Raw genomic sequence first — 20,288 nt, 5'->3', positions numbered from 1 at the left:
GCCATGGCACCGGCGCTCTATACCGCCTCAGTGCCCGTCTTTCTGCATTACCTCGAACAGGCGCGGGGTCTTGTCGCCCAATGCCGCACGCAGCCCGACCTGCTCGAGGCCAAGCTCGCGCCGGACATGTTCTCCGGCGCGCAGCAATTCGCCTCGGCCGCAGGCTTTGCACTCCGTGGCACCTTCCCGATGATAGGCGAACGCACCCCGGACTTTCCAGAAGCGGCAATGGATTACGACGGCGTTCTCGCGCGCATCGACTTCGCCCATGAACGATTGGTCACGCTGGACCCCGCCACCTTCGATGGGGCCGAAGGCCGAACCGTGCGCCATATCGCGGGCTTCGCCGAGCTCGACCAGAAGGCGGGCGATTATCTCCACCTCTTCGCCATGCCCAATTTCCTGTTCCACCTCTCCATGGGCTTCGCCGTCCTGCGCCAGGGCGGGCTCGAGATCGGCAAGAGCGATTTCGACGGATTGCACGATTATCCGCAGGGCTTCAGCTTCTGAGACCCGCAAAAGGAAACGCCCGCCCCAACCGGGACGGGCGTTTCGATTGAAGTGCACCTTTAGACCTCAATCCTCCAGGTGGTCCTCTTTTTTCTTCTGGACCAACCCGAGTTCCTTTTCCTTCCGCTTCTGAAAGCGTTCACCATAGGCGTCGTTTTCTTCCTCGCCCACGACCTTCTTTGCGCGGGTGAAAACCTCGTTTTCTTCCTCTTCCATATGGTGCTCGTAGTCGTGCTTCAAAGTCTTGAAACGGGTGAGCCAGCCGGACGACGACATGTCCATCTCGTTCAGCTCCTCCACGATCTCGTCCATTTCGTGATGTTCGGCGACCGAGTGGCGGGCCGCGTCCTGCCCCCAGGTCTCTTTCATCAGGACCGAATAAAACTCTTCTTCTTCAGCGGCCGAATGGCTCTTGATGTCACAGTAAAATGCGTTCCACGCCTTGCGGCGTTCTTCGCTGTCGCCTTCGGTGTTGGCGATCTTGTCCAGCAGGTCGCGGTGCTTCTCGTGGTCCGCGATGATGGCGTCGTAGATGGATGGCATGGCTCAACCTTTCGAGTGGCTTTTGCATCCAACGCGCTTGGGGTCGAACGGTTCCAAACGAAACGCGGCGCAGCCTTTTGGGGCCGCGCCGCGATTTCGTCTCCGATCCGAGAGGTATCAGGACGGCAGGTGCTGGTCCTGCGCCTCGATCCGATCGTTCGTGTGTTCCGTGATGTCGTCGACGTTCCCGGTAATGGTGAGCACCACCGACAGGGCCATGAGCACCAGTCCGGCCATAAGGACGGTCCAGTCGATCAGGGCGTTGCCCTCTTCTTCGCTCATGAAGCGCTCGAAAATCTTGTGCATCTGTCACTCTCCAAAATTGCGCCTTGGGCCCGCTGCGGGTCAGCTCATGCAACATTTCTGGTGGCGAATTCAGGCGGAATTGCGGAAAGCCCGTGCCGCAATTGGCACCGTTTCGGGGATTTACAGCGACCGGGAAGCCGCATAACCCTTGCGAAAAGGCGATATTTACAAGGGCTTGAGGTATGGCAGACGAAAGACCGCTGGGCGTCGCTGTCACGAACTGGCGCCAGCCACTCCGGCCCGAGGGGCTCGTTCTACAGGGAACCTACGCGGCCCTCGAACCGCTGGATCCCGAACGCCACGCCGCCGTGCTGTTTCGCGCCTTCGAAGGCGCCGACGAGGTGTGGGATTACATGCCGGTCGGGCCTTTCGCCTCCGCCGCGACCTTCCATCGCTGGATGCGTGACGCCGTGGTGGGCAGCGACCCGATGTTCCTCGCCATCACCAACCGCGAGACCGACGCGGTCGAGGGATTTTGTTCCCTGCTCAACATTCTGCCCGCGTCGGGCTCGATAGAGGTCGGGTTCATCGCCTATGCCCCGGCGCTCCAACGCACGCGGGCCGCGACCGAAGCGCAATTCCTCCTGATGCGGTGGGCCTTTGAAACGGGATACCGGCGCTACGAATGGAAATGCAACGCGCTCAATCGACCGTCGCGCCGGGCCGCCGAACGGCTCGGGTTCAGCTTCGAGGGCGTGTTTCGCCAGCACATGGTGGTCAAGGGGCGCAACCGCGACACCGCCTGGTTCGCCGCGATCGACAGCGAATGGCCTTCTCTCAAGGAAGCGTTCCAGGCCTGGCTGGCACCGTCGAACTTCGACACTGCGGGTCGACAGCGTGAACGGCTCGGCGACCTCACGGCGCTCGTCCGTGTGTCCTCCGATCCCGCGCTCAGGCGCTAGCCGCGATCCTGTTTCGCAAGAGTTTTTCGACGCGCCAGAGCGCGGGGCCAGGGCCCTCCGCCAGCGCGTCGCACGCCGCACCCAGCTCCGTATCACGAGAGGACAGTGCAACGCCCCGCAGAAAATGCGCGAGATATTCGAACTCGCCGCTTTCCTTCGCATCCTTGAGAAGATCCGCGGCGTTCAAGAGGTCTTCTGCCAACGCAGCCGGGTCATGGAACACCTCGGTCCGAGCAATCGGGCGCGGTCCCATCGGGCGCATTTCCGGCGCTGCGGCCGAAAGCACGATCTGCTGAAACGCGGCAAGGCTATCGACCGGTTTCGCCAGAAAACCATCGGCGCCCGCGTCAAGCGCCACCTGCTCCGCATCGCGGTCTCCCGACAGGCCCAACACCACCGGTCCGCCGGCGTGCCCGCACAGCTCCGAGATCAACTCCGCACCCGAGCCGTCCGGCAACCCCATATCGACGACGACCACCGCCGGGCGATAGACCGACAGGTGCCGGTGCGCGGACGCAAGGCAATCGGCACGTCGAATGCGCGCGCCCGATTTAAGGCACAGGAGCCGGATCGCCTCGGATGCATAACGGCTGTCCTCCACCAGCAGAACCGACATGCCCGCCAGTGGCCGGTCTCGCGACGGTTTCGGGCTGAGGGAAGTGAGATCGTCGTCCATCGTCTTGCTCCTTGGTCGATGCAACCCAAACATGGCATTGGTGAACGCCCCGTTAACGCGGCGCACATACCGCGCCGCCTGCGACGAATTGGCCAGAGGCTTGCACCGTTTCCTGCCCTTCGGCATAAGCGAGGCGATCTGACGAGGGAGACAAAGATGATCGGACGCCTGAATCACGTGGCCATCGCGGTCCCGGATCTCGAAGCCGCCGCCGCGCAATACCGCGGCACGCTTGGCGCGACCGTGCGCGACCCGCAGGACGAGCCGGATCACGGCGTGACGGTCGTGTTCATCGAACTGCCGAACACCAAGATCGAACTGCTCTACCCGCTGGGCGAAAACTCCCCGATCCAGGGGTTTCTCGACAAGAACCCGTCCGGTGGCATCCACCATATGTGCTACGAGGTCGAGGACATTCTCGAGGCCCGTGACAGGCTCAAAGCCGACGGCGCGCGTGTGCTCGGCACCGGCGAACCCAAGATCGGCGCGCATGGCAAGCCGGTCCTGTTCCTGCATCCCAAGGATTTCAACGGCTGCCTGATCGAGCTGGAGCAGGTCTGATGTCCATCACCGGCGGCGCCGTCCTCTACGTGGTGATCTGGTTTATGACGATGTTCATCGTCCTGCCGATCACTTTGCGCACGCAAGGCGAAGACGGCGATGTCGTACCGGGCACGCACGAAGGTGCGCCGTCCGATTTCAAACTCGGGCGCACGGTGCTCCTCACGACGCTCTGGGCCACGCCGATCTGGGCGGTGGCCGCCGCGATCATCATCTCGGGCGTCGTGACCGTCGACATGCTCGACTGGAACAACTACCTCGGCGAACGCACCCCGAACTGACCGTCGCCGCGCCAAGTGGCACCCGGGCGGGCGTAGGTCATGCCCGCGCCGTCCCGCTCACCCGGTGGTACATATGCGTAAAGGTCGCGGCACCGATGACCGGCATGATCAGACCGACGAGCGGAATGGTCAGCGGAATGGCCATGAGCGTCCCTGCGATCCATGCCTGCGTGCCGAATTTCCGGCGTAAACGATTGGCACCCTCCAAACCCTCGCGCCGTATGGCGGCAAGGTGGAAATACTCCCGGCCGAGCAGGTAGCCGTTCACCATCCAGAACAGGATCGGAGCGAGCGGCCCGATGAAGAGCGCAAGGATCAGCGCGACGATGTTGACACCGATGGTCACGGCGATCAGCCCGGCGGCATCCTTCAAGCCATCGAAAATCGACGCGTCACTCGCTGGCGGCAGGTTCGGATAATGCTTCTGCTCGACCGCTTCGGCGACTTCGTCGAGAAAGATGCCCTGAAACGCGACCGCGACCGGCACCATGAGGAACGGCGACAGGGCCAGCATGATGCCCACGATCGCCCAACTCGCCACAGAGTCGAGCCAATTCACGTCTCCGATCCACGGCAGGCTCATGGTTTCGGGCAGGAAAATTCCGATCAGAACGACGAGCGCGATGGTTATCGCGGCGAGCAACGCGACCGTAAGCCCGATCCCGAGAAATAGAACTCGGCGGAACCGTCGGTCGCCGATCTGGCCCAGCGCCTTGAAGAAATCATCGAGGATCATGCGCTCATCCACTCTACCTTGGCATCCATGTCCGGACGCGGGCGCTCGGGCGGGGCCATGCGTTCCGTCCCGATATGAATGAACCCCGCGACGGATTCGTGACTGGCGAGCCCCATTTCCTTGCCCACGAAGGTCTCGTCATGGCTCGGCCAGCCCGAAAGCCAGTTCGCGCCCCAACCCGCCGCGAGCGCGGCGTTCAGCAGCGACAGGCACACGGCCCCGGCGGAATAGACCTGTTCGATATGCGGCACCTTCTCGCTTTCGACAGGCGACAGGACCACGACGACGGCCAGGTCCGCATCCGCGAACTGGCGCACGCTTTTCTCGATCTTTTCCGGGTCGATCGCCAATTCCTCGCCCCGCGCGGGCACCGCCTCGGCCAGCCGGGTCAACGCGGCCTTTTCCAGCACGAGAAATCGCCACGGTTCGAGCTTGCCGTGGTCCGGGCAGCGCGCGGCAGCCGTAAGAAGCGTCGCAAGCTCGTCACGCCCCGGGACCGGCGTCGTCAGCGTCTTGGCCGGGCGCGACCGGCGCGAAAGCAGAAAGTCGAGGGCGGCGTCGTTTTTCTCGGGCATGTGTCCTCCTGTCGTTGCTTTCGCATGTCGGCACTTTTCACCGGGGCGTCAAGGGAGCATCGGCACGCTTGCGCCTGCAGTCCTGCCGGGCAAAGTAAAGGCATGAAAAAGGGCGCGTTGTCCCACTGGGCCGAACCGGGCCGCGAAATCGCCGTGCGCGTCACGCCGAAAGCGTCGCGCAACGACGTGGTCGTGGAAGGTGATGGATTGCGCGTGGCCGTCACGACTGTGCCGGAGGACGGCAAGGCGAACAGGGCCGTGGTCAAGCTCGTCGCCAACGCGCTCGGCATCGCCAAGTCGCGTCTGACCCTCGTGCGTGGCGCAACCAGCCGGGACAAGACCTTCCGCGTCGACTAGGCACCCTGATCCTCGACCGGGCGCAGGCGATACACACCTTCAGGCAGATCGAGCGCCGCTGCCAGATCACGCACCTGCGCCATCGACAGGGTGATCACCTGCACCCGGTCCGTTTGCGGGTCGAGCTGTTCCAGCGTGATGCAATCCTCGAAGGCGTTGATCGTAACGTCTTCCTGAAGGTGTTTGACGCCGTCCTCGCCCTCGTCGACGAGGGTCACGACGGTCGCATCGAAATCGTGTTCAATGGTAAACATGCGCTCAGCCTAACCGCTGCTTCAGCGAAGAAAAGGCCATATTGACCTCGATCAAAGCGGAGTAACGACTCATTTACGATGATCCTCGCAGGAGGATGTGCCGATGAAGGACAACTACGACCGCCCCCGGACGCCTGACGCGATGGAGCGTATGGCCGACACGCTCGGACTGAGCATCGAAGCGGAATACAACGCAGATCTGGTTTCGCGCCGCCAACTGGACCGCGCGGTGGAGAGATGCCATCTCTGCGCCGACCCGGACGGCTGCGACGTCTGGCTCGAAGATCACGCTGGCGGGTCGCGGGTAGCCCCGTCGCTTTGCCCGAACAAACCGTTGTTCGACCACTTGCGCGACGGTTGGTGAGGTCGCCGACAGGAACTGTGACCGAGTGAATTTCGGTGCGCCGATGCACACAGGCATCGTGCGCAAGCTGACGTTCGTTAACCTCGCATCAACCGGTTCGATGCAAGCCCCTGATTCCCAACGACTCGAGGATTCTAGAATTCTAGAATCCCGGAATCCCACGCCGGCGGCGCTCGCGTCCCTTGATCGCATCGCCGCCGCCCGGTAATTCCCTCGCATGGCGAAGCTCTATTTCCACTACTCGACCATGAACGCGGGCAAGTCGACGCTGCTCCTTCAGGCGTCCCACAACTACCGCGAACGGGGGATGGAAACCTATCTCTTGACCTTTGCCTTCGACAACCGCGCAGGCGACGGCAAGATCGGGTCACGCATCGGGATCGACACGGAAGCCGACACTTTCGCCCCGGGCGAAGACCTCTTCGACAAGATCAAGAAACGTCTTGCGACCGGCGCGGTCGCCTGCGTGTTTCTCGACGAGGCGCAATTCCTCGAACCCGAACAGGTCTGGCAACTCGCCCGCGCGGTCGACGATCTGCGGGTTCCGATCATGTGCTACGGGTTGCGCGTCGATTTTCAGGGCAAGCTGTTCCCCGGTTCGGCCACGCTCCTCGCCCTTGCCGACGAGATGCGGGAGGTCCGCACGATCTGCCATTGCGGAAAAAAGGCGACGATGGTGGTGCGCCAGGATGCGGCGGGCAACGTGCTGACCGACGGCGAACAGGTCGTGATCGGCGGGAACGAGGCCTACGTCTCGCTCTGCCGCAAACATTGGCGCGAAGCGGTGGGCGACCGTGAACCCCGTCGCGCTCGTTAGGCGCTTCATCGGCCTCGGCGCAATGGGGGCCGTCGGTCTCGTCGGCGCGAAAAGCTGGCTGGACGAAGGGCGGGCCAATCTCAGGCTCGACTACTACCGCGACATGGCGGCCTTCCACGAAGCAGCCGGGCTTTCGGCCTGCATCCGCGCGGATGCGGTGGTCGATGCGGCCATGCGTCAGGGCTGGCAGGTGCAGGAAGCCCCGGCGGCCTGCGGCGCGACGACGATGGTGCGAGCCGTCCCGGATGAACCCGCGCCCTGGTTGCCCGGCCCGGACGGGTTCCTCATCGGCTTCGATGGCGCCGGCTGCCGCATGGCGCTCCCGGAGGACTGCGATTAGTTCAATTCCGGCCAGTAAGCCCGGCTGACGTCGTTCACACCACGCGCTTCGAGATAGGCCGCGATCTGCGGATCACGGAACCATTCGTGGCTGGCATCCCGGTCGCCCTCGATGAACGTCGCGGTCTTCTGCCCCAACGCGGATTTGAGCCCGCCGCCAAGCTTGGTGGACAGCGCCGTGCCCACGGCCTTGCGCGCCACCTTCCCGGCCTTGAGATCTTCGTAACGCAGACAGTCGAAATGCTCCGCCATCGTCTGTGTCTGTCCGAGCCAGCGGTCGATGGGCTGGCACAAGAGAAACGCCTTGAACGCGTCGATCCCGTCCATCCCAGCCCAAAGCTCCTGCTCTGCACTCGGTTTGACCTTGGCCTGCACGAAGGTGAAGAACGACAGCAGCATCGAACGCGGCTCACGGATCACGTTGATCAGCCGCACGCGCTGGTTGGCGAAGGCCTGCATCTCGTGCTGGTCCGACAGATGCCCGACCGCGAATTCACCCCGGCGAATGAGTGCCGCGACCGCCCGCGCGCTCACGGGCAATTCCCGCGACCACGGATCGAAGTGAATGTCGGCCTCGTCCACGCCCCGGTTGTCATGCACCACCGAGTCCATCACATGAAGATCGAGGCTTTGATAACCGATATTCGAAAGCGCCTTGGCAACCAGGTACGTCCCCGCCTTCGGCAGCGTGTTGACGAACACCGGTGGCATCAGGCTGGTGCCTTCCGCTGGGTCCAGCGCCAGCTGCGGGGTCAGGTAATGCCCCGGCCCGTCATGCGGCACGAAATGCCGACCGTCCGCATCGAGCTTCATCCGGCTCGTGACCGTGCCATCGGCCCGCATCAGGCTCAGAACGTCTCCGTCGATTCCGTATTTGTATTCGTTGGCGTGATATCGCGTGGTGACGCGTCCGCGCGGCGAAAACGTCATCAGCCCGTAGGGGCCATGCGTCACCGAGCCGAAAAGATAAACGCTGCGGGTCAGGGCATCCTTGTCGATTGTCGCCATCTCTGCCCTCCCCGGCCTCAGGCGCGATGCGCCCCGTCGGCCAGCGTCTTGACGAAGGCCAGCACCTCGTCCGGCGACTGACCCTTGCCGATCCGCTCCACGATGGCCGATCCGACCACGGTCCCGTCCGCGACGCCCGCGATCCCTTCGGCCGCCTCCGGCGTCTTGACGCCAAAGCCGACGATGATGGGCAGGTCGGTCTGTGCCTTCATCCGCGACACCTCTGGCGCCACATCCGCTGCCTGCGCTTCAGCCGCGCCGGTGATCCCGGTGATCGAGACGTAATAGACGAACCCGGACGTATTGGTCAGCACCTTCGGCAGCCGCCTGTCATCCGTGGTCGGCGTCGCGAGGCGAATGAAATTCAGCCCGGCCTTCTGCGCCGGGATACAAAGCTCGTCGTCCTCTTCGGGCGGCAGGTCGACGACGATCAGCCCGTCGATTCCGGCCGCCTGCGCATCTTGCAGAAACGTCTCGACGCCCCGCGAATAGATCGGATTGTAATAGCCCATCAGCACGATCGGTGTCGTGTCGTCGCCCTTGCGAAACTCGGTTGCCATATCCAGCGTTTTCTGAAGCGTCATGCCGCCCTCGAGCGCCCTTTGACCGGCCAGCTGGATCGTCGGCCCATCCGCCATCGGGTCGGTGAACGGCACGCCCAGTTCGATGATGTCGACGCCGGCCTCAGGCATCCCCTTCATCACGGCCAGCGATGTTTCCACATCCGGATCCCCGGCCATCAGATAGGCCACGAAAGCCTTTTTGCCCTCTGCCCTGAGCGCTTCGAATTTTGCGTCGATCCGAGTCACGTCGCGTCCCCTTGTTGCGTCCCGCCGTGATTGCGCCAAAGCATCGCGGAAATCAACCTCAGCCACGCCCGATATAAGGCATCTTGGTCGCCATCAGCGTCATGAACTGCACGTTCGCCTCTGGCGGCAACGTCGCCATGTTCCACACAGCATCCGCGACGAGGCGCACGTCGATGCTGGGCGGCGGCACCTCGCCGCTCGCAATCGCCTTTTCCACGATCCCGTCCAGAAGCTCCGTGCGCGCGTTGCCGATGTCGATCTGCCCGCAGGCAATGTCGAACTCCCGCCCGTCGAGGCTGAGGCTCTTCGTCATACCGGTGACCGCGTGCTTGGTCGTCGTATAGGTCACAGACCCCTCGCGCGGCGCATGGGCCGAGATCGAGCCGTTGTTGATGATCCGCCCGCCCTGCGGGTCCTGCCGCCGCATCTGACCGAACGCCGCACGGGCCGCAAAAAACATGCCGGTCAGGTTGACACCCACCGCCCGGTCCCAATCGGTGAGCGGTATCTCGTCGATCGGCGCGGCAGGGGTGAAAATGCCGGCGTTGTTGAACAGCACGTCAAGCCGCCCGGTCTGCCCGGCGACTGCTTTCACAGCAATGTCGACAGCGTCCGCATCGGTCACATCTCCGGGCAGGATGAGCGCGTTGTCCCGTCCCGCCGCGACTTCCGCCAAAGCCTCCCCGCGCCGCGCGAACAGGCCCACGACCCAGCCCGCCTCGAGGAATTTTTCGGCACAGGCGCGTCCGATCCCGCCCGATGCGCCGGTTATCAATATGCTATTCGCCATCTCGCTCCGCCTCCAACTGCAACCGCTTCACCGGCTCAGGCAGGTCCGCCGTCCCTAGCGGCTCTTTCGGCTTGGCCAGCGCGTAACGTTTGACCCAAAGCAGCCGCTCCTCCGCTCGCGTGATCGCCACATAGGCCAGCCGTTTCCAGAGCGGCACGCCCGCCTCCATCCGACCCATCCGCGACGCGGTCCAGATATCGGGGGCGAACACCTGCACATCACGCCACTGGCTCCCCTGAGCCTTGTGGATCGTCACGGCAGCCCCATGCAGAAACGCCGCCCCCATGTTCGCGGCATAGGGAATGACCGGCTCTTCCTGATCCGGGCGCTCGATCTTCACGATCGAGGCGACCGAGATATTCGGGTCTTCCGCGCCCACCACATGCACCTGGCTGAACCCCGGCTTGCGCCCCTCGCCACGAAACACGACCTGCGCCCCCTTGATCAGCCCGCGCGCCTCGAGGTCGATCCGCTTCTTCCGGTGCTTCAACGGCAGTTCGATCCCGTCACAGATCAACGGTTCTCCCGGCATCAACCGCGCCGCATCCGCGCCATGAACGCTGCGAAACGCATGGATCAATCGAATGCGCGTCTTGTTGCGCCAGACGAGCACGGGACTGCGCGCCATCATGTCCGAATCCACACGCGGCGCGATCACCACCCGGTCGTCCCGGGCCGCCGCCTCCTCCACCAACCGCTCGAACGCCTCGAACCCCACGCTTTCGTCGCCCAGCGCATGGGCGAGGTCGAGGATCGGGTTGTCGTCGTCCTGCCGATGCACCCGGCTCAGGCTCATCACCGCAGGCTTGGGCAAGCGGTCGAAGACCATCTCGCCGGATTGGCCCACAGGGGCCAATTGCGCCGGATCTCCGAACAGAACCAGCGTCGGGAAAATCTCTTTCAGATCCTCGAACTGCTTTTCATCCAGCATCGAACTTTCGTCTATGAACCCGATGTCCAGTGGATCGTCCCGCCGCTTCCACCCGGTGATGAAATCGCTGCCCCTCAGACCGGCTGCGGCCAGCGCGCCGGGGATCGACTTCTGCGCTTGGTAAAACGCGAAAGCCCGGTCCAGCGCCGCCTCGGTCAACGCCTCGATCTTGGGGCGCTCCGCCTGACCGGCGAGCCACTCGGCGATCTGCTCGTATTCGGGGTCATAGACCGGGGTATAGAGGATGCGGTGAATCGTCGTCGCCGGCACACCCCGGTTGCGCAACACGCTCGCCGCCTTGTTGGTCGGTGCCAGGATCGCAAGCGTTCGCTTCTCGCGTTTCTTGCGCCCCTCCCAGTCGCCCGACACCACCTCGACACCGGCCTCCTCCAAAGCCCGGTAGAGCTCGGCCAGAAGAAGCGTCTTGCCGCTCCCCGCCTTGCCGATCACCGCCATAACCTTGGTCTTGCCTTCGGCACGGGGCGTCAGATGGCCTTCGTCAATATCGACCCCGGCTCCGCGCAGAAGCTCTGCGACGCGATCATGGGCCTCTGCCTGATCGTCGGACAATTTGAGTGCGGGCAGGTTCATGGGGCGACCCTATCGCGGCCCGCCCCCCGCTGCCAGCCGGATTACGCGCTCGCAGAAAGCGCCGCCTCCGGCCTCCCGCGCGCCAACGAATAGCGCAGCCACCCCCGGCTTGTCGCCCGGTCGACCCCAACCCTTGCCAACATCGGCGCGAATGCCGCCGGGTCCATCTCCCACAGCCCGACCCCGAGCGCATCGCGCCCCTCGCCCTGCCGTCCCAGAACCTCTGGCTCCAACCCCATCAGCCGGTAAATCCGCTCCATCCGCGCGTCGAACACGCCGACGTAATGCTGAAGCTTGAAATGCTCCATCAACTCCCCCGCCCCAAGGACCAGCGCCGCCGACGCGCGCTTTTCGGCACCGGGGGCGAGGCAGAACCTTGTGCACTCCCAAATGAACGGGCTTTCGATCCTTTCGCCCCCGTTGAGAAAGGCGAAATGCTCATTGACCATGCACCGCCCGGTGGTCTGCATGAAGCGCATCGACCCGCCATGGCTCCCGTCCGCCTGTTCCCAGATCACGTAGAGCGGGTTCAATGCATCGTATTGATCGCGTTCCTCGCCCGCGTCGTTCACATCAACGTCCCAGCCCAGACGCCGGGCGAATTGGTCGGCCCGGTCGCGAAACATGCTACCGGCAAGGCGCGGAAACCGTGCAAGATCGCTGGCGTAGAGGTATCGTAGCATCCGGGTGGCCCCCTTGGTCCATGTCCCGGCCAACCTGCCCGCCCGCGCCTTAACGCTTCGTTCCCCCCGCGCACGCTCCCAATCACCGCACTCCTGCTCGACCGTACAAGCCCCGTCTTTCCGGTCCGAAAATATCCTGGGGGAGCTGCCTTTGCCCCGCAAAGGCGGTGGGGGCAACGCCCCCGATCCGCGCGTCAGCGCAAATCCTGCGCGCGCCCTGGCGCGCACCGCCGGATCGCGTCAGACGATGATGATGCCAGTGGACAAGGCGCGCGCGACCGCATGGGTCGTGTTGAGCGCACCAAGCTTGTGACGCGCACTCTCGATATAGACCCGCAGCGTATGCTCGGAAATCCCAAGCTCCTGTGCGGCCTGCGCCCGGCTCAGCCCGCATGCAAGACACCGGATTGCGGCCAGCTCGCGTGGGCTCAGGCTGGGCGCGTTCACGCCCTCGCCGCCGGTGTCGAACGACAGCGCCTTGGTGTTGAACGCATGGGCGAGCACGATCAGGTCACGCCCGTGCGTCTCGACGAAGACGCGCCACGCGTCGTCCTGCGCGTCATGGTTGAGCGTGAACAACGCGAACTGGCCCTGCGGCCCGTGCAGCGGGATCGAATAGCCCTGATTGCCCAGCCCATGTGCGCACGCATCTTCGAACATCGCCCGCGCCGCTTTCGACGACCAGTCGAGGTCCTTCCAGATCGCCGGATCGAACCGCTGGAAACAGCCGAAGATCACCGGGTCCATCCGCAGGTAATCCATCTCGAGATACCGATCGACCCAGGCCCCGGAATAGGTCCCGGCCCCGAACCGTTCACCTTCTGAATTCACCCAGTGATACACGCAATGCCGCACGCCGTAATGGTCGCGCACCGCTTCCGTCGCCACCTGAAGACCCTCAAGCGTGTCCGCGTCCTGCAAAGAGGTAAGTAACGCTTCCAGACTGGTTGTCATGTTCCCCCATCGACGAACCGGCCTGTCCCTTCGCGCGCGCGAGGGATGTCATCTCGGCAAGCACGACGAGGGACGCATCGTCCAGCGCGGCTGCCGAGGCCCCCATCCCGTTCGCTTGCGCAAATGCCTTGAGGTCCGTGAGAACATCAATCAACCAATCGTGCTGCATGTAAAGACTCCCGTTAAGGTTGAGTGACTTTTGACCATACATCCGGAAACAATCCGCGAAAATTCGCGGGTTTACCCTCCCCATTAATAGGGAGGCGCACCTCTGCAAGTCATTGGAATGACGTAAGTCACAAATAACCTGGCCGAGTGATTCGGCGCTCGATGAACGAAAAACCCCGCGCCGGCGGCGCGGGGTCGCTCCCGTTCAACGGGAAAACTCACTTAGCTTCGAGCACGTCCTCTAGTGTGCGAAGCCCGGTTTTGGGCGACTGGACGAGCACCGCCATGTTCCCCGGTTTGTGCTCGTTCTTGTACATCTTCATATGCGCTCCGGGGATCTCGTCCCACGGGAACACCTCCGACATGAACGGGTCGATCCGGCGCTCGATCATCAGCTTGTTCGCCGCCGCCGCCTGTTTCAGGTGGGCGAAGTGGCTGCCCTGAAGGCGCTTCTGATGCATCCAGATATAGCGCACGTCGAAGGTGCAGTTGAAACCCGTGGTGCCGGCACAGATCACGACCATGCCACCTTTTTTGCAGACGAAGGAGGACACCGGGAAGGTGGACTCGCCGGGGTGTTCGAACACGATGTCGACGTTGTTGCCCTTGCCGGTGAACTCCCAGATCGCGGCCCCGAAACGGCGCGCTTCCTTGAACCATTCCTTGTATTCGTCGGTGTTCACCGTCGGAAGCTGGCCCCAGCAATCGAAATCCTTGCGGTTGATGACGCCTTTCGCGCCCAGCCCCATCACGAAGTCCCGCTTGTCCTCGTCCGAGATCACGCCAATCGCATTGCCGCCCGCGGCATTGATAAGCTGGATCGCGTAAGAGCCCAGACCGCCTGACGCGCCCCAGACGAGCACGTTCTGGCCCGGCTTCAATTCGTGCGGATGGTGGCCGAACAGCATCCGATAGGCGGTGGCGAGCGTCAGCGTGTAACACGCGCTTTCTTCCCACGTCAGGTGCTTGGGGCGCGGCAGAAGCTGCTGCGCCTGCACTCGCGTGAATTGCGCGAAAGACCCGTCCGGCGTCTCGTATCCCCAGATCCGCTGGGTGGGCGAGAACATCGGGTCGCCGCCGTTGCATTCCTCGTCATTGCCGTCGTCCTGGTTACAATGGATCACGACCTCGTCGCCCACCTTCCAGTTCTTCACCTTGTCACCCACGGCCCAGACGATGCCCGACGCATCGGACCCCGCGATGTGGTAATCCTGCTTGTGGACGTCGAACATGCTCACCGGCACGCCGAGACCGGCCCAGATGCCGTTGTAGTTCACGCCGGCCGCCATCACGAGCACGAGCACTTCGTGGCTGTCGATTGCGGGCGTGTCGACCACTTCGACCTGCATCGCCTGGTTCGGTTCGCCCTGACGGTCGCGGCGGATCGCCCAAGCATACATCTGCTTCGGGACATAGCCCATCGGGGGAATCTCCCCGATCTCGTACAGGTCTTTTTCGGGCGCCTCGTAATCGGCGATGGCTGTGCTTTCGTCGAGAGCCATGGGGTCCTCCGTCATATGTCTCTTGCCGCGATGCAGAATCGCGCGCTGCTGATGCAGCATTACGGACGACCCCGCAACATTGCAACATGAAACGTCACGTTTTTGTAATTTTATGTCGCGTCGAATTCAACCGACCAGAAATCAGACGGGCAAAGATGCGCAATCGACCGCGCATAATAACGAAGGATGCCCCGCTCCTCCTCGTTAACCCGCAGATGCGGGCCATCCGCGACCAGGACCCGGCGCACGAGCAGAAGCTCGATCCCCTGTTCTACTGGGTCGACTCGCGGCGAACGCGGCATATGGATCTGCGCACCCCGGACCCGCATGTCGTGAACAAGGCTGTGGAACCGGCCCGCAACCTCGTTTCGGTTCATCGCACCGTGTTTGACGAACAAGGCCGCCACGACCGGCACCGGCAGAACGGGCACCACCGCCCGGATGCGTGCCATCATCCGTCGCGCCAGCGGGACCGTCGGGTTATGCGCGACATCGGGATTGGCGGCGAGAAAGTCGGACAGCGACAGCGGCTCGCCCACGCTCACGCTCGCATACCCGAACCGTTTGAACCGGCCAGTGATCCGCAAAATCACATGCCCCATGACATGCCGCACCACGTCGAAGGCCCGAAGCCTAAAGCGCCGCACCCCGGTCTCGCCCGCCCCGATCAGCATCCGGTCCTCGATCACCCGGTCGTAGTTGATCGCCACCGGCACGAACACCACGTCCCGGCTCTCGCCCGGTTTGAAATCGTCGATGATATAGGAGATCAGCCCGACCTTGGGGTCTCCCACCGCGCCCGTCAGGCTCAAGCCCCCCTCGGGAAAAACGCCCTGCGTGGTGCCCGACCGCACCGCGGTCTGGATGTAGCGCTCCAACACCTTGCGATAAAGCGCGTTGCGGCTCTTGCGCCGGATGAAATACGCCCCCATCGCCCGGATCAGCGCCGACAGTGGCCAGACACGCGCCCATTCCCCGACCGCGTAAGACAGATGCGACCGCCGCCCGGCCAGCCACGTGACAAGCACGTAATCCATATTCGAGCGGTGGTTCATCACGAAGACGACCGTCGCCTCGGGGTCGATCCCCTCCAGCACCGCCTCGTCCAACTCGTCGATCCGAACCCGGTAGAACCCCTTCGACAGGAACCGTGCAAGCCGGATCGCGAAGGAGAAATACATGAACGCCGAAAACCGCGGCACGATCTCGCGCGCATACCGCCGCGCCATCTCGAACGCCACGTTTTCCGGCACGCCCTCCTCGCGCGCATGATCCACCACCGCCTGCCCGACCTCGGGGTCGTAAATCAGACGCTGGATCATGTCGTGACGCCGGGCGAGCTTGAACGGCTCGATCGGCCGCGTCAGCCGTTCATTCAGCCGCGACACCGCGCGCTCCATCCGCCGCCGGATGAACCAACGCACGCTGGGAAAAAGAAAATGCGACGCGAACGTCACCGCGGCGAAGGCCAAAACAAGAAGAAGCGCCCAAAGCGGCAATTCGACGGTCTGCGTCATGACGCGCAGTCTTGCCCGGCTATTTTATCCCCGGCAACTGCTTTCGCATCTATCGCGCGGCCCAAGGCGAACGGTCCGGAAGAAAGCCGTAACGCGTTGAATTGCGCGCAACGATATTCCGAACCGATTACCCCTTGCGAAATAAAATTACCTTTGGCACAAAATGCTGCAACGCAACAAAACCCCGAGTCGACCCATGTCCGAGATGCCTGACCGCGACCGCCCCTGGCTTTTCCGCACCTACGCGGGCCATTCGACCGCCAGGGCCTCGAACGAGCTCTACCGCTCGAACCTCGCCAAGGGGCAGACGGGGCTTTCGGTCGCCTTCGACCTGCCGACCCAGACCGGCTATGACAGCGACCACGTTCTCGCCAAGGGCGAAGTCGGCAAGGTGGGCGTGCCGGTCGCGCATCTGGGCGACATGCGGATGCTGTTCGACGAGATCCCGCTGGAGCAGATGAACACCTCCATGACGATCAACGCGACCGCCCCCTGGCTGCTCGCGCTCTACATCGCCGTCGCCGAGGAACAGGGTGCGGACGTGTCCAAGCTGTCCGGCACCGTACAGAACGATCTCATCAAGGAATACCTCTCGCGCGGCACCTATGTCTGCCCGCCGAAACCAAGTATGCGGATGATTACCGACGTTGCCGCATATACGCGCGAGCACCTGCCAAAATGGAACCCGATGAATATCTGTTCCTATCATTTGCAAGAGGCAGGCGCGACGCCGGAAGAGGAGCTCGCCTTTGCGCTCGCCACCGCGACCGCCGTGCTCGACGACCTGAAAACCAAGGTCCCCGCCGAAGCCTTCCCGCAGATGGTGGGCCGTATCTCCTTTTTCGTGAACGCGGGCATCCGTTTCGTTACCGAAATGTGCAAGATGCGTGCCTTCGTCGAATTGTGGGACGAGATCACGCGCGAACGCTACGGCGTCGAGGATGAGAAATTCCGCCGTTTCCGCTACGGGGTGCAGGTCAACTCGCTCGGCCTGACCGAACAACAGCCGGAGAATAACGTCTACCGCATTCTCATCGAGATGCTCGCGGTGACCCTCTCGAAAAAGGCCCGCGCCCGCGCCGTGCAACTCCCCGCCTGGAACGAAGCCCTTGGCCTGCCGCGCCCGTGGGATCAGCAATGGTCGCTCCGGATGCAGCAGATCATGGCCTATGAGACCGACCTCCTCGAATATGACGACCTGTTCGACAACAACCCGGCGGTCGAACGCAAGGTGGCGCAGCTCAAGGAAGGCGCGCGCGCCGAGCTTGACCAGATCGACGGGATGGGCGGGGCGATCGAAGCCATCGAATACATGAAATCGCGCCTCGTCGAATCGAACGCCGAGCGTATTTCGCGGATCGAGAATGCCCAGACCACCGTCGTCGGTGTGAACAAATGGACCGAGGCCGCGCCCTCGCCGCTCACCTCGGGGCCGGAGGCGATCATGGTCGCCGATCCCAAGGCCGAAGCCGACCAGATCGACCGTCTCAACGCATGGCGCGACAGGCGCGATGACGCCGCCGTGCAGGCGGCGCTGGAGGAATTGCGCCAGGCCGCAAAGTCCGGGCAAAACGTGATGCCCGCCTCGATCAAGGCCGCGAAGGCCGGGGCCACCACCGGCGAATGGGGCGACGCCGTTCGCGCAACTTTCGGGCAGTATCGCGGCCCGACCGGTGTGTCGAAGAACCCGTCGAACCGGACCGAAGGACTCGACGATATCCGCGACCGGGTCGCCGCCGTTTCTTCCGCTCTCGGCGAGAAAATGAAATTCCTCGTCGGCAAGCCCGGCCTCGACGGCCATTCCAACGGCGCCGAACAGATCGCCGCCCGCGCCCGCGATTGCGGCATGGACATCACCTATGACGGCATCCGCCTGACCCCTGAGGAGATCGTGACGTCCGCCCTTGAAAGCGGCGCGCATGTCGTTGGCCTGTCCATCCTGTCAGGCAGCCACGTGCCCCTGATCGAAGACCTGATGACCCGAATGCGCGACGCAGGCCTCGGCCATATCCCGGTCGTCGCGGGCGGCATCATCCCCGAGGACGACGCAGATCGCCTGCGGGCCATGGGCGTGGCCAAGGTCTATACGCCCAAGGATTTCGAGCTGAACGTCATCATGGAAGACATCGTGACCCTGGTCGATCCGCGCGCGAAGGCGGCAGAATAGTTCACCCGGTGAATTAAAGACTCCTGCTAACAACTGAATAACAAAAAAGTGGCGCGCCTGCTGTTCGTTCGCTATTGTCGCCGAATATCGTCAAAAGTATGGATAAACAACTATCCCGTCGTTGCGTTTCAATAACCGAACACAGGACCACTCGAATGAAAGTTAATCTGAAGGGCAAGACCCGCAAAGAGCTTGAAAAACTCAAGGTGGATATCGACAAGCAACTTGCGAAGCTGGCCGAAGACGAAAAAAAGGTGGCTCTGGCCGCAGCCGAGAAAGCGGCGAAAGCCCACGGGTTTTCTCTCAAGGAACTTTCGGGCGTGAAGCCGGGGCGCAAGGCCGCCGCTCCCAAGAAACAGGACGGCCGGTCCAAGGTCGCCCCGAAATACCGCAACCCCGACAACGCGTCCGAAACCTGGACCGGGCGCGGCCGCAAGCCGAAATGGGTCGAAGCTTACATGGCGAACGGCGGGGAACTGGACAATATCCTGATTTGATCGAGGGCTGTGCAGGTATCCTGCCCCGACCCGCACGATGAACGACGCATAGGCGCGCGGCCCGACCCCCTCGGGCCGCGCGTTTTGGTATTTTCGATTCCTGTGATATCGTCGAATCTCCAGAAAAAAAATTTCTGACAACCAAAGCTCATTTTGACGGGGGGAAAAATGGCTAGAATTACCTATGGCGCGAACAATCTCGGATTTTGGAATCCAGCCGGCGAATACCAGAATTGGTATGACGTCACGCGGCTGGACATGTCTTTCCTCGTGCTCGAGTTCAACCCTGCGAAAGCAGGATTCTCATATGACCCGAACGAGCAACCCTACAAGATCGTATTCAGTTTTCGCGACGCCGAGATCACCGTTCCGACAGAAGGACCACGGGCCGGGGACGATGTCTTCACGGATGGCACCATTGCCAACGTCCGAATGTTTAACGACTCCGGCCAACTCATATGGCGCGCCGCCGGTCTGAATTCGGACCTGTCGTATTTCATGAACAAATGGGACGACGGAGGAACGTGGGACGCGTTCCAGTCCATCATGTCGGCGCCATTCACGATCGTCGGCGCGAACGGAAACGGCCGTCCGCCCGGGGACTGGACGGGCGACGATATAGACACCGGGTATCAACGCGACATCGTGAATGCCTTGCAGGGCGACGATTTCATTAAGGATTACGGCGGTCGTGATATATATCGCGGAGGGGGCGGCTGGGACACGGTCTCCTACGAGCAATGGTATTACAGCCCCGGTCACGTCGACCGCGGTTTAAACGTGAACCTCACGACCGGAACGATCCGCGGCCCCGACCGCAACGTCGATCAGGTCGTCGGGGTCGAAGCCGTCCGGGGCACGTTCCGCAAGGACATCTTCGTCGGCAACAACGCGGATAACGGCTTCATGGGCTTCGATGGCCGTGATTTCTTCAACGGTCGCGGCGGGAGCGACTGGGTCGCCTATGACCGCGATGATCGTTACGGCGGCTTCCAGGGGATTTTCGCAAACCTGCGCCGGGATTTCGTGACCGACGGTTTCAATGATCGCGACGTCGTCATGAATATCGAGAATGTCGTCGGCACGAATTTCGACGATGTATTCCTCGACACGACCGGCGACAACGAATTCCGCGGACATGACGGGGAAGACGTTTTCTATTTCAAGCAAGGGAGCGACATCGCACGGGGCGGTAATGGCGACGACACGTTTATTTACCAGACCGCCCGCTTCGGTGACGACCTGATCGAGGATTTCGAAGTCGGCAGCGATGTGATCCGCGTAGGCGGTGCCGCCACGTTCGGCGACCTCGATCTCTCTCAGGACGGGTCCGATACGATCGTCGCCTGGAATGGCAATACGATCCGCCTCTGGAACGTCGATCACACAGACCTCGACGCCGAGGATTTCGGCTACGTCATCGTCTGATCGACCGTGAAACGCGGGGCGG

26 protein-coding genes are annotated in these 20,288 nt (G+C 62.7%); 11 read left to right on the top strand and 15 right to left on the bottom strand.

All coding sequences use genetic code 11. The annotated features are described in order from the left end of the window. The first annotated feature begins 3 nt into the window (after positions 1 to 3). Positions 4 to 510, top strand: coding sequence for a DUF1993 family protein (locus tag KJP28_RS02495; RefSeq protein WP_218390648.1), 507 nt, complete (start codon positions 4 to 6; stop codon positions 508 to 510). Between the two features lie 66 nt (positions 511 to 576). On the opposite strand, the gene KJP28_RS02490 is transcribed toward KJP28_RS02495, so the two are convergent. Next, on the bottom strand, positions 577 to 1,053 hold the full coding sequence (locus KJP28_RS02490; RefSeq protein ID WP_218390647.1) for a hemerythrin domain-containing protein: 477 nt from the start codon (positions 1,051 to 1,053) through the stop codon (positions 577 to 579). 117 nt (positions 1,054 to 1,170) lie between these two features. Next, complete coding sequence (locus tag KJP28_RS02485; RefSeq protein ID WP_218390646.1) at positions 1,171 to 1,359, bottom strand: Flp family type IVb pilin; 189 nt, start codon at positions 1,357 to 1,359, stop codon at positions 1,171 to 1,173. Between the two features lie 182 nt (positions 1,360 to 1,541). Here KJP28_RS02485 and KJP28_RS02480 point away from each other — a divergent pair, with 182 nt between their 5' ends. Next, positions 1,542 to 2,261, top strand: a complete 720-nt coding sequence (locus KJP28_RS02480; RefSeq protein ID WP_218390645.1) for a GNAT family N-acetyltransferase — start codon at positions 1,542 to 1,544, stop codon at positions 2,259 to 2,261. On the opposite strand, the gene KJP28_RS02475 is transcribed toward KJP28_RS02480, so the two are convergent. Further along, entirely contained in the window at positions 2,251 to 2,937 is a 687-nt protein-coding gene (locus KJP28_RS02475) for a response regulator (protein WP_218390644.1), read from the bottom strand. The two genes, KJP28_RS02480 and KJP28_RS02475, sit on opposite strands and share 11 nt — an antisense overlap. 156 nt (positions 2,938 to 3,093) lie before the next feature. On the opposite strand from KJP28_RS02475, the gene mce reads away from it, so the two are divergent. Further along, positions 3,094 to 3,498, top strand: a complete 405-nt coding sequence (gene mce / locus KJP28_RS02470; RefSeq protein ID WP_218390643.1) for a methylmalonyl-CoA epimerase — start codon at positions 3,094 to 3,096, stop codon at positions 3,496 to 3,498. Continuing rightward, positions 3,498 to 3,779, top strand: a complete 282-nt coding sequence (locus KJP28_RS02465; protein WP_218390642.1) for a DUF1467 family protein — start codon at positions 3,498 to 3,500, stop codon at positions 3,777 to 3,779. Before mce ends, KJP28_RS02465 begins: the two co-directional genes overlap by 1 nt. A gap of 37 nt (positions 3,780 to 3,816) precedes the next feature. Here the strand turns inward: KJP28_RS02465 and KJP28_RS02460 are convergent, their stop codons facing one another. Both KJP28_RS02460 and KJP28_RS02455 read right to left on the bottom strand, forming a co-directional pair. Beyond that, positions 3,817 to 4,515 (bottom strand): EI24 domain-containing protein, encoded by a 699-nt coding sequence (locus KJP28_RS02460; protein ID WP_218390641.1) that lies wholly within the window; start codon positions 4,513 to 4,515, stop codon positions 3,817 to 3,819. After that, a complete protein-coding gene (locus KJP28_RS02455; RefSeq protein WP_218390640.1) occupies positions 4,512 to 5,090 on the bottom strand; it encodes a nitroreductase family protein in 579 nt (192 codons plus the stop codon). The genes KJP28_RS02460 and KJP28_RS02455 overlap by 4 nt, the downstream gene beginning before the upstream one ends. A gap of 102 nt (positions 5,091 to 5,192) precedes the next feature. On the opposite strand from KJP28_RS02455, the gene KJP28_RS02450 reads away from it, so the two are divergent. Then, positions 5,193 to 5,447, top strand: a complete 255-nt coding sequence (locus KJP28_RS02450) for a DUF167 domain-containing protein (RefSeq protein WP_218390639.1) — start codon at positions 5,193 to 5,195, stop codon at positions 5,445 to 5,447. Here the strand turns inward: KJP28_RS02450 and KJP28_RS02445 are convergent. Continuing rightward, complete coding sequence (locus KJP28_RS02445) at positions 5,444 to 5,701, bottom strand: hypothetical protein (protein WP_218390638.1); 258 nt, start codon at positions 5,699 to 5,701, stop codon at positions 5,444 to 5,446. The two genes, KJP28_RS02450 and KJP28_RS02445, sit on opposite strands and share 4 nt — an antisense overlap. A gap of 103 nt (positions 5,702 to 5,804) precedes the next feature. Here KJP28_RS02445 and KJP28_RS02440 point away from each other — a divergent pair, with 103 nt between their 5' ends. The 3 genes from KJP28_RS02440 to KJP28_RS02430 all read left to right on the top strand — a co-directional run bounded on the left by KJP28_RS02440 (position 5,805) and on the right by KJP28_RS02430 (position 7,222). Next, positions 5,805 to 6,065, top strand: a complete 261-nt coding sequence (locus KJP28_RS02440) for a DUF6455 family protein (RefSeq protein WP_218390637.1) — start codon at positions 5,805 to 5,807, stop codon at positions 6,063 to 6,065. A 217-nt stretch (positions 6,066 to 6,282) separates the two neighbouring features. Continuing rightward, a complete protein-coding gene (locus KJP28_RS02435) occupies positions 6,283 to 6,882 on the top strand; it encodes a thymidine kinase (RefSeq protein ID WP_218390636.1) in 600 nt (199 codons plus the stop codon). Further along, positions 6,860 to 7,222, top strand: a complete 363-nt coding sequence (locus KJP28_RS02430; RefSeq protein WP_218390635.1) for a hypothetical protein — start codon at positions 6,860 to 6,862, stop codon at positions 7,220 to 7,222. The genes KJP28_RS02435 and KJP28_RS02430 overlap by 23 nt, the downstream gene beginning before the upstream one ends. Here the strand turns inward: KJP28_RS02430 and KJP28_RS02425 are convergent. The 9 genes from KJP28_RS02425 to KJP28_RS02385 form a co-directional block, all read right to left on the bottom strand. Then, entirely contained in the window at positions 7,219 to 8,229 is a 1,011-nt protein-coding gene (locus tag KJP28_RS02425; RefSeq protein WP_218390634.1) for a sulfotransferase domain-containing protein, read from the bottom strand. The genes KJP28_RS02430 and KJP28_RS02425 overlap by 4 nt on opposite strands. Before the next feature lie 17 nt (positions 8,230 to 8,246). Continuing rightward, entirely contained in the window at positions 8,247 to 9,038 is a 792-nt protein-coding gene (trpA, locus tag KJP28_RS02420) for a tryptophan synthase subunit alpha (protein ID WP_218390633.1), read from the bottom strand. A gap of 58 nt (positions 9,039 to 9,096) precedes the next feature. After that, positions 9,097 to 9,828 (bottom strand): SDR family oxidoreductase, encoded by a 732-nt coding sequence (locus KJP28_RS02415; RefSeq protein ID WP_218390632.1) that lies wholly within the window; start codon positions 9,826 to 9,828, stop codon positions 9,097 to 9,099. Then, positions 9,818 to 11,350, bottom strand: a complete 1,533-nt coding sequence (locus KJP28_RS02410; protein ID WP_218390631.1) for an ATP-dependent DNA helicase — start codon at positions 11,348 to 11,350, stop codon at positions 9,818 to 9,820. Before KJP28_RS02410 ends, KJP28_RS02415 begins: the two co-directional genes overlap by 11 nt. A gap of 41 nt (positions 11,351 to 11,391) precedes the next feature. After that, on the bottom strand, positions 11,392 to 12,033 hold the full coding sequence (locus KJP28_RS02405; protein ID WP_218390630.1) for an acyl-homoserine-lactone synthase: 642 nt from the start codon (positions 12,031 to 12,033) through the stop codon (positions 11,392 to 11,394). 240 nt (positions 12,034 to 12,273) lie between these two features. Next, complete coding sequence (locus KJP28_RS02400) at positions 12,274 to 12,987, bottom strand: helix-turn-helix transcriptional regulator (protein WP_218390629.1); 714 nt, start codon at positions 12,985 to 12,987, stop codon at positions 12,274 to 12,276. Beyond that, a complete protein-coding gene (locus KJP28_RS02395) occupies positions 12,932 to 13,156 on the bottom strand; it encodes a hypothetical protein (protein WP_218390628.1) in 225 nt (74 codons plus the stop codon). Before KJP28_RS02395 ends, KJP28_RS02400 begins: the two co-directional genes overlap by 56 nt. A 217-nt stretch (positions 13,157 to 13,373) precedes the next feature. Next, a complete protein-coding gene (gene ccrA, locus KJP28_RS02390; protein WP_218390627.1) occupies positions 13,374 to 14,657 on the bottom strand; it encodes a crotonyl-CoA carboxylase/reductase in 1,284 nt (427 codons plus the stop codon). 110 nt (positions 14,658 to 14,767) lie between these two features. Further along, the gene (locus KJP28_RS02385) at positions 14,768 to 16,174 is read right to left on the bottom strand and encodes a 1-acyl-sn-glycerol-3-phosphate acyltransferase (protein ID WP_218390626.1); all 1,407 of its coding nucleotides are present in this window, start codon (positions 16,172 to 16,174) and stop codon (positions 14,768 to 14,770) included. A gap of 205 nt (positions 16,175 to 16,379) precedes the next feature. Between KJP28_RS02385 and KJP28_RS02380 the strand changes: the two genes are divergently transcribed. The 3 genes from KJP28_RS02380 (at position 16,380) to KJP28_RS02370 (ending at position 20,266) form a co-directional block, all read left to right on the top strand. Then, positions 16,380 to 18,341: a protein meaA gene (locus KJP28_RS02380; protein WP_218391672.1), complete on the top strand. Its 1,962-nt coding sequence runs from the start codon at positions 16,380 to 16,382 to the stop codon at positions 18,339 to 18,341. A 155-nt stretch (positions 18,342 to 18,496) separates the two neighbouring features. Beyond that, positions 18,497 to 18,838 carry an H-NS histone family protein gene (locus tag KJP28_RS02375; protein ID WP_218390625.1) on the top strand — a complete coding sequence of 114 codons (342 nt, stop codon included), beginning with the start codon at positions 18,497 to 18,499 and terminating at the stop codon, positions 18,836 to 18,838. A 168-nt stretch (positions 18,839 to 19,006) separates the two neighbouring features. After that, on the top strand, positions 19,007 to 20,266 hold the full coding sequence (locus KJP28_RS02370) for a calcium-binding protein (protein ID WP_218390624.1): 1,260 nt from the start codon (positions 19,007 to 19,009) through the stop codon (positions 20,264 to 20,266). Positions 20,267 to 20,288: the final 22 nt, after the last annotated feature.

It is taken from the genome of Maritimibacter dapengensis (assembly GCF_019218265.1).
Lineage (GTDB): Bacteria > Pseudomonadota > Alphaproteobacteria > Rhodobacterales > Rhodobacteraceae > Maritimibacter > Maritimibacter dapengensis.
The sequence above is the reverse complement of the archived record's forward strand: the minus strand, read 5'-3'. Positions and strand labels throughout refer to the sequence as shown.

Coding starts and splice junctions, on each gene's coding strand:
- mce (WP_218390643.1), top strand. CDS start 3,094: ATGATCGGACGCCTGAATCACGTGGCCATCGCGGTCCCGGATCTCGAA.
- KJP28_RS02385 (WP_218390626.1), bottom strand. CDS start 16,174: ATGACGCAGACCGTCGAATTGCCGCTTTGGGCGCTTCTTCTTGTTTTG.
- KJP28_RS02440 (WP_218390637.1), top strand. CDS start 5,805: ATGAAGGACAACTACGACCGCCCCCGGACGCCTGACGCGATGGAGCGT.
- KJP28_RS02450 (WP_218390639.1), top strand. CDS start 5,193: ATGAAAAAGGGCGCGTTGTCCCACTGGGCCGAACCGGGCCGCGAAATC.
- KJP28_RS02400 (WP_218390629.1), bottom strand. CDS start 12,987: ATGACAACCAGTCTGGAAGCGTTACTTACCTCTTTGCAGGACGCGGAC.
- KJP28_RS02480 (WP_218390645.1), top strand. CDS start 1,542: ATGGCAGACGAAAGACCGCTGGGCGTCGCTGTCACGAACTGGCGCCAG.
- KJP28_RS02455 (WP_218390640.1), bottom strand. CDS start 5,090: ATGCCCGAGAAAAACGACGCCGCCCTCGACTTTCTGCTTTCGCGCCGG.
- KJP28_RS02475 (WP_218390644.1), bottom strand. CDS start 2,937: ATGGACGACGATCTCACTTCCCTCAGCCCGAAACCGTCGCGAGACCGG.
- KJP28_RS02485 (WP_218390646.1), bottom strand. CDS start 1,359: ATGCACAAGATTTTCGAGCGCTTCATGAGCGAAGAAGAGGGCAACGCC.
- KJP28_RS02435 (WP_218390636.1), top strand. CDS start 6,283: ATGGCGAAGCTCTATTTCCACTACTCGACCATGAACGCGGGCAAGTCG.
- KJP28_RS02445 (WP_218390638.1), bottom strand. CDS start 5,701: ATGTTTACCATTGAACACGATTTCGATGCGACCGTCGTGACCCTCGTC.
- KJP28_RS02425 (WP_218390634.1), bottom strand. CDS start 8,229: ATGGCGACAATCGACAAGGATGCCCTGACCCGCAGCGTTTATCTTTTC.
- ccrA (WP_218390627.1), bottom strand. CDS start 14,657: ATGGCTCTCGACGAAAGCACAGCCATCGCCGATTACGAGGCGCCCGAA.
- KJP28_RS02410 (WP_218390631.1), bottom strand. CDS start 11,350: ATGAACCTGCCCGCACTCAAATTGTCCGACGATCAGGCAGAGGCCCAT.
- KJP28_RS02395 (WP_218390628.1), bottom strand. CDS start 13,156: ATGCAGCACGATTGGTTGATTGATGTTCTCACGGACCTCAAGGCATTT.
- KJP28_RS02405 (WP_218390630.1), bottom strand. CDS start 12,033: ATGCTACGATACCTCTACGCCAGCGATCTTGCACGGTTTCCGCGCCTT.
- KJP28_RS02495 (WP_218390648.1), top strand. CDS start 4: ATGGCACCGGCGCTCTATACCGCCTCAGTGCCCGTCTTTCTGCATTAC.
- KJP28_RS02375 (WP_218390625.1), top strand. CDS start 18,497: ATGAAAGTTAATCTGAAGGGCAAGACCCGCAAAGAGCTTGAAAAACTC.
- KJP28_RS02465 (WP_218390642.1), top strand. CDS start 3,498: ATGTCCATCACCGGCGGCGCCGTCCTCTACGTGGTGATCTGGTTTATG.
- KJP28_RS02490 (WP_218390647.1), bottom strand. CDS start 1,053: ATGCCATCCATCTACGACGCCATCATCGCGGACCACGAGAAGCACCGC.
- KJP28_RS02380 (WP_218391672.1), top strand. CDS start 16,380: ATGCCTGACCGCGACCGCCCCTGGCTTTTCCGCACCTACGCGGGCCAT.
- KJP28_RS02415 (WP_218390632.1), bottom strand. CDS start 9,828: ATGGCGAATAGCATATTGATAACCGGCGCATCGGGCGGGATCGGACGC.
- KJP28_RS02370 (WP_218390624.1), top strand. CDS start 19,007: ATGGCTAGAATTACCTATGGCGCGAACAATCTCGGATTTTGGAATCCA.
- KJP28_RS02460 (WP_218390641.1), bottom strand. CDS start 4,515: ATGATCCTCGATGATTTCTTCAAGGCGCTGGGCCAGATCGGCGACCGA.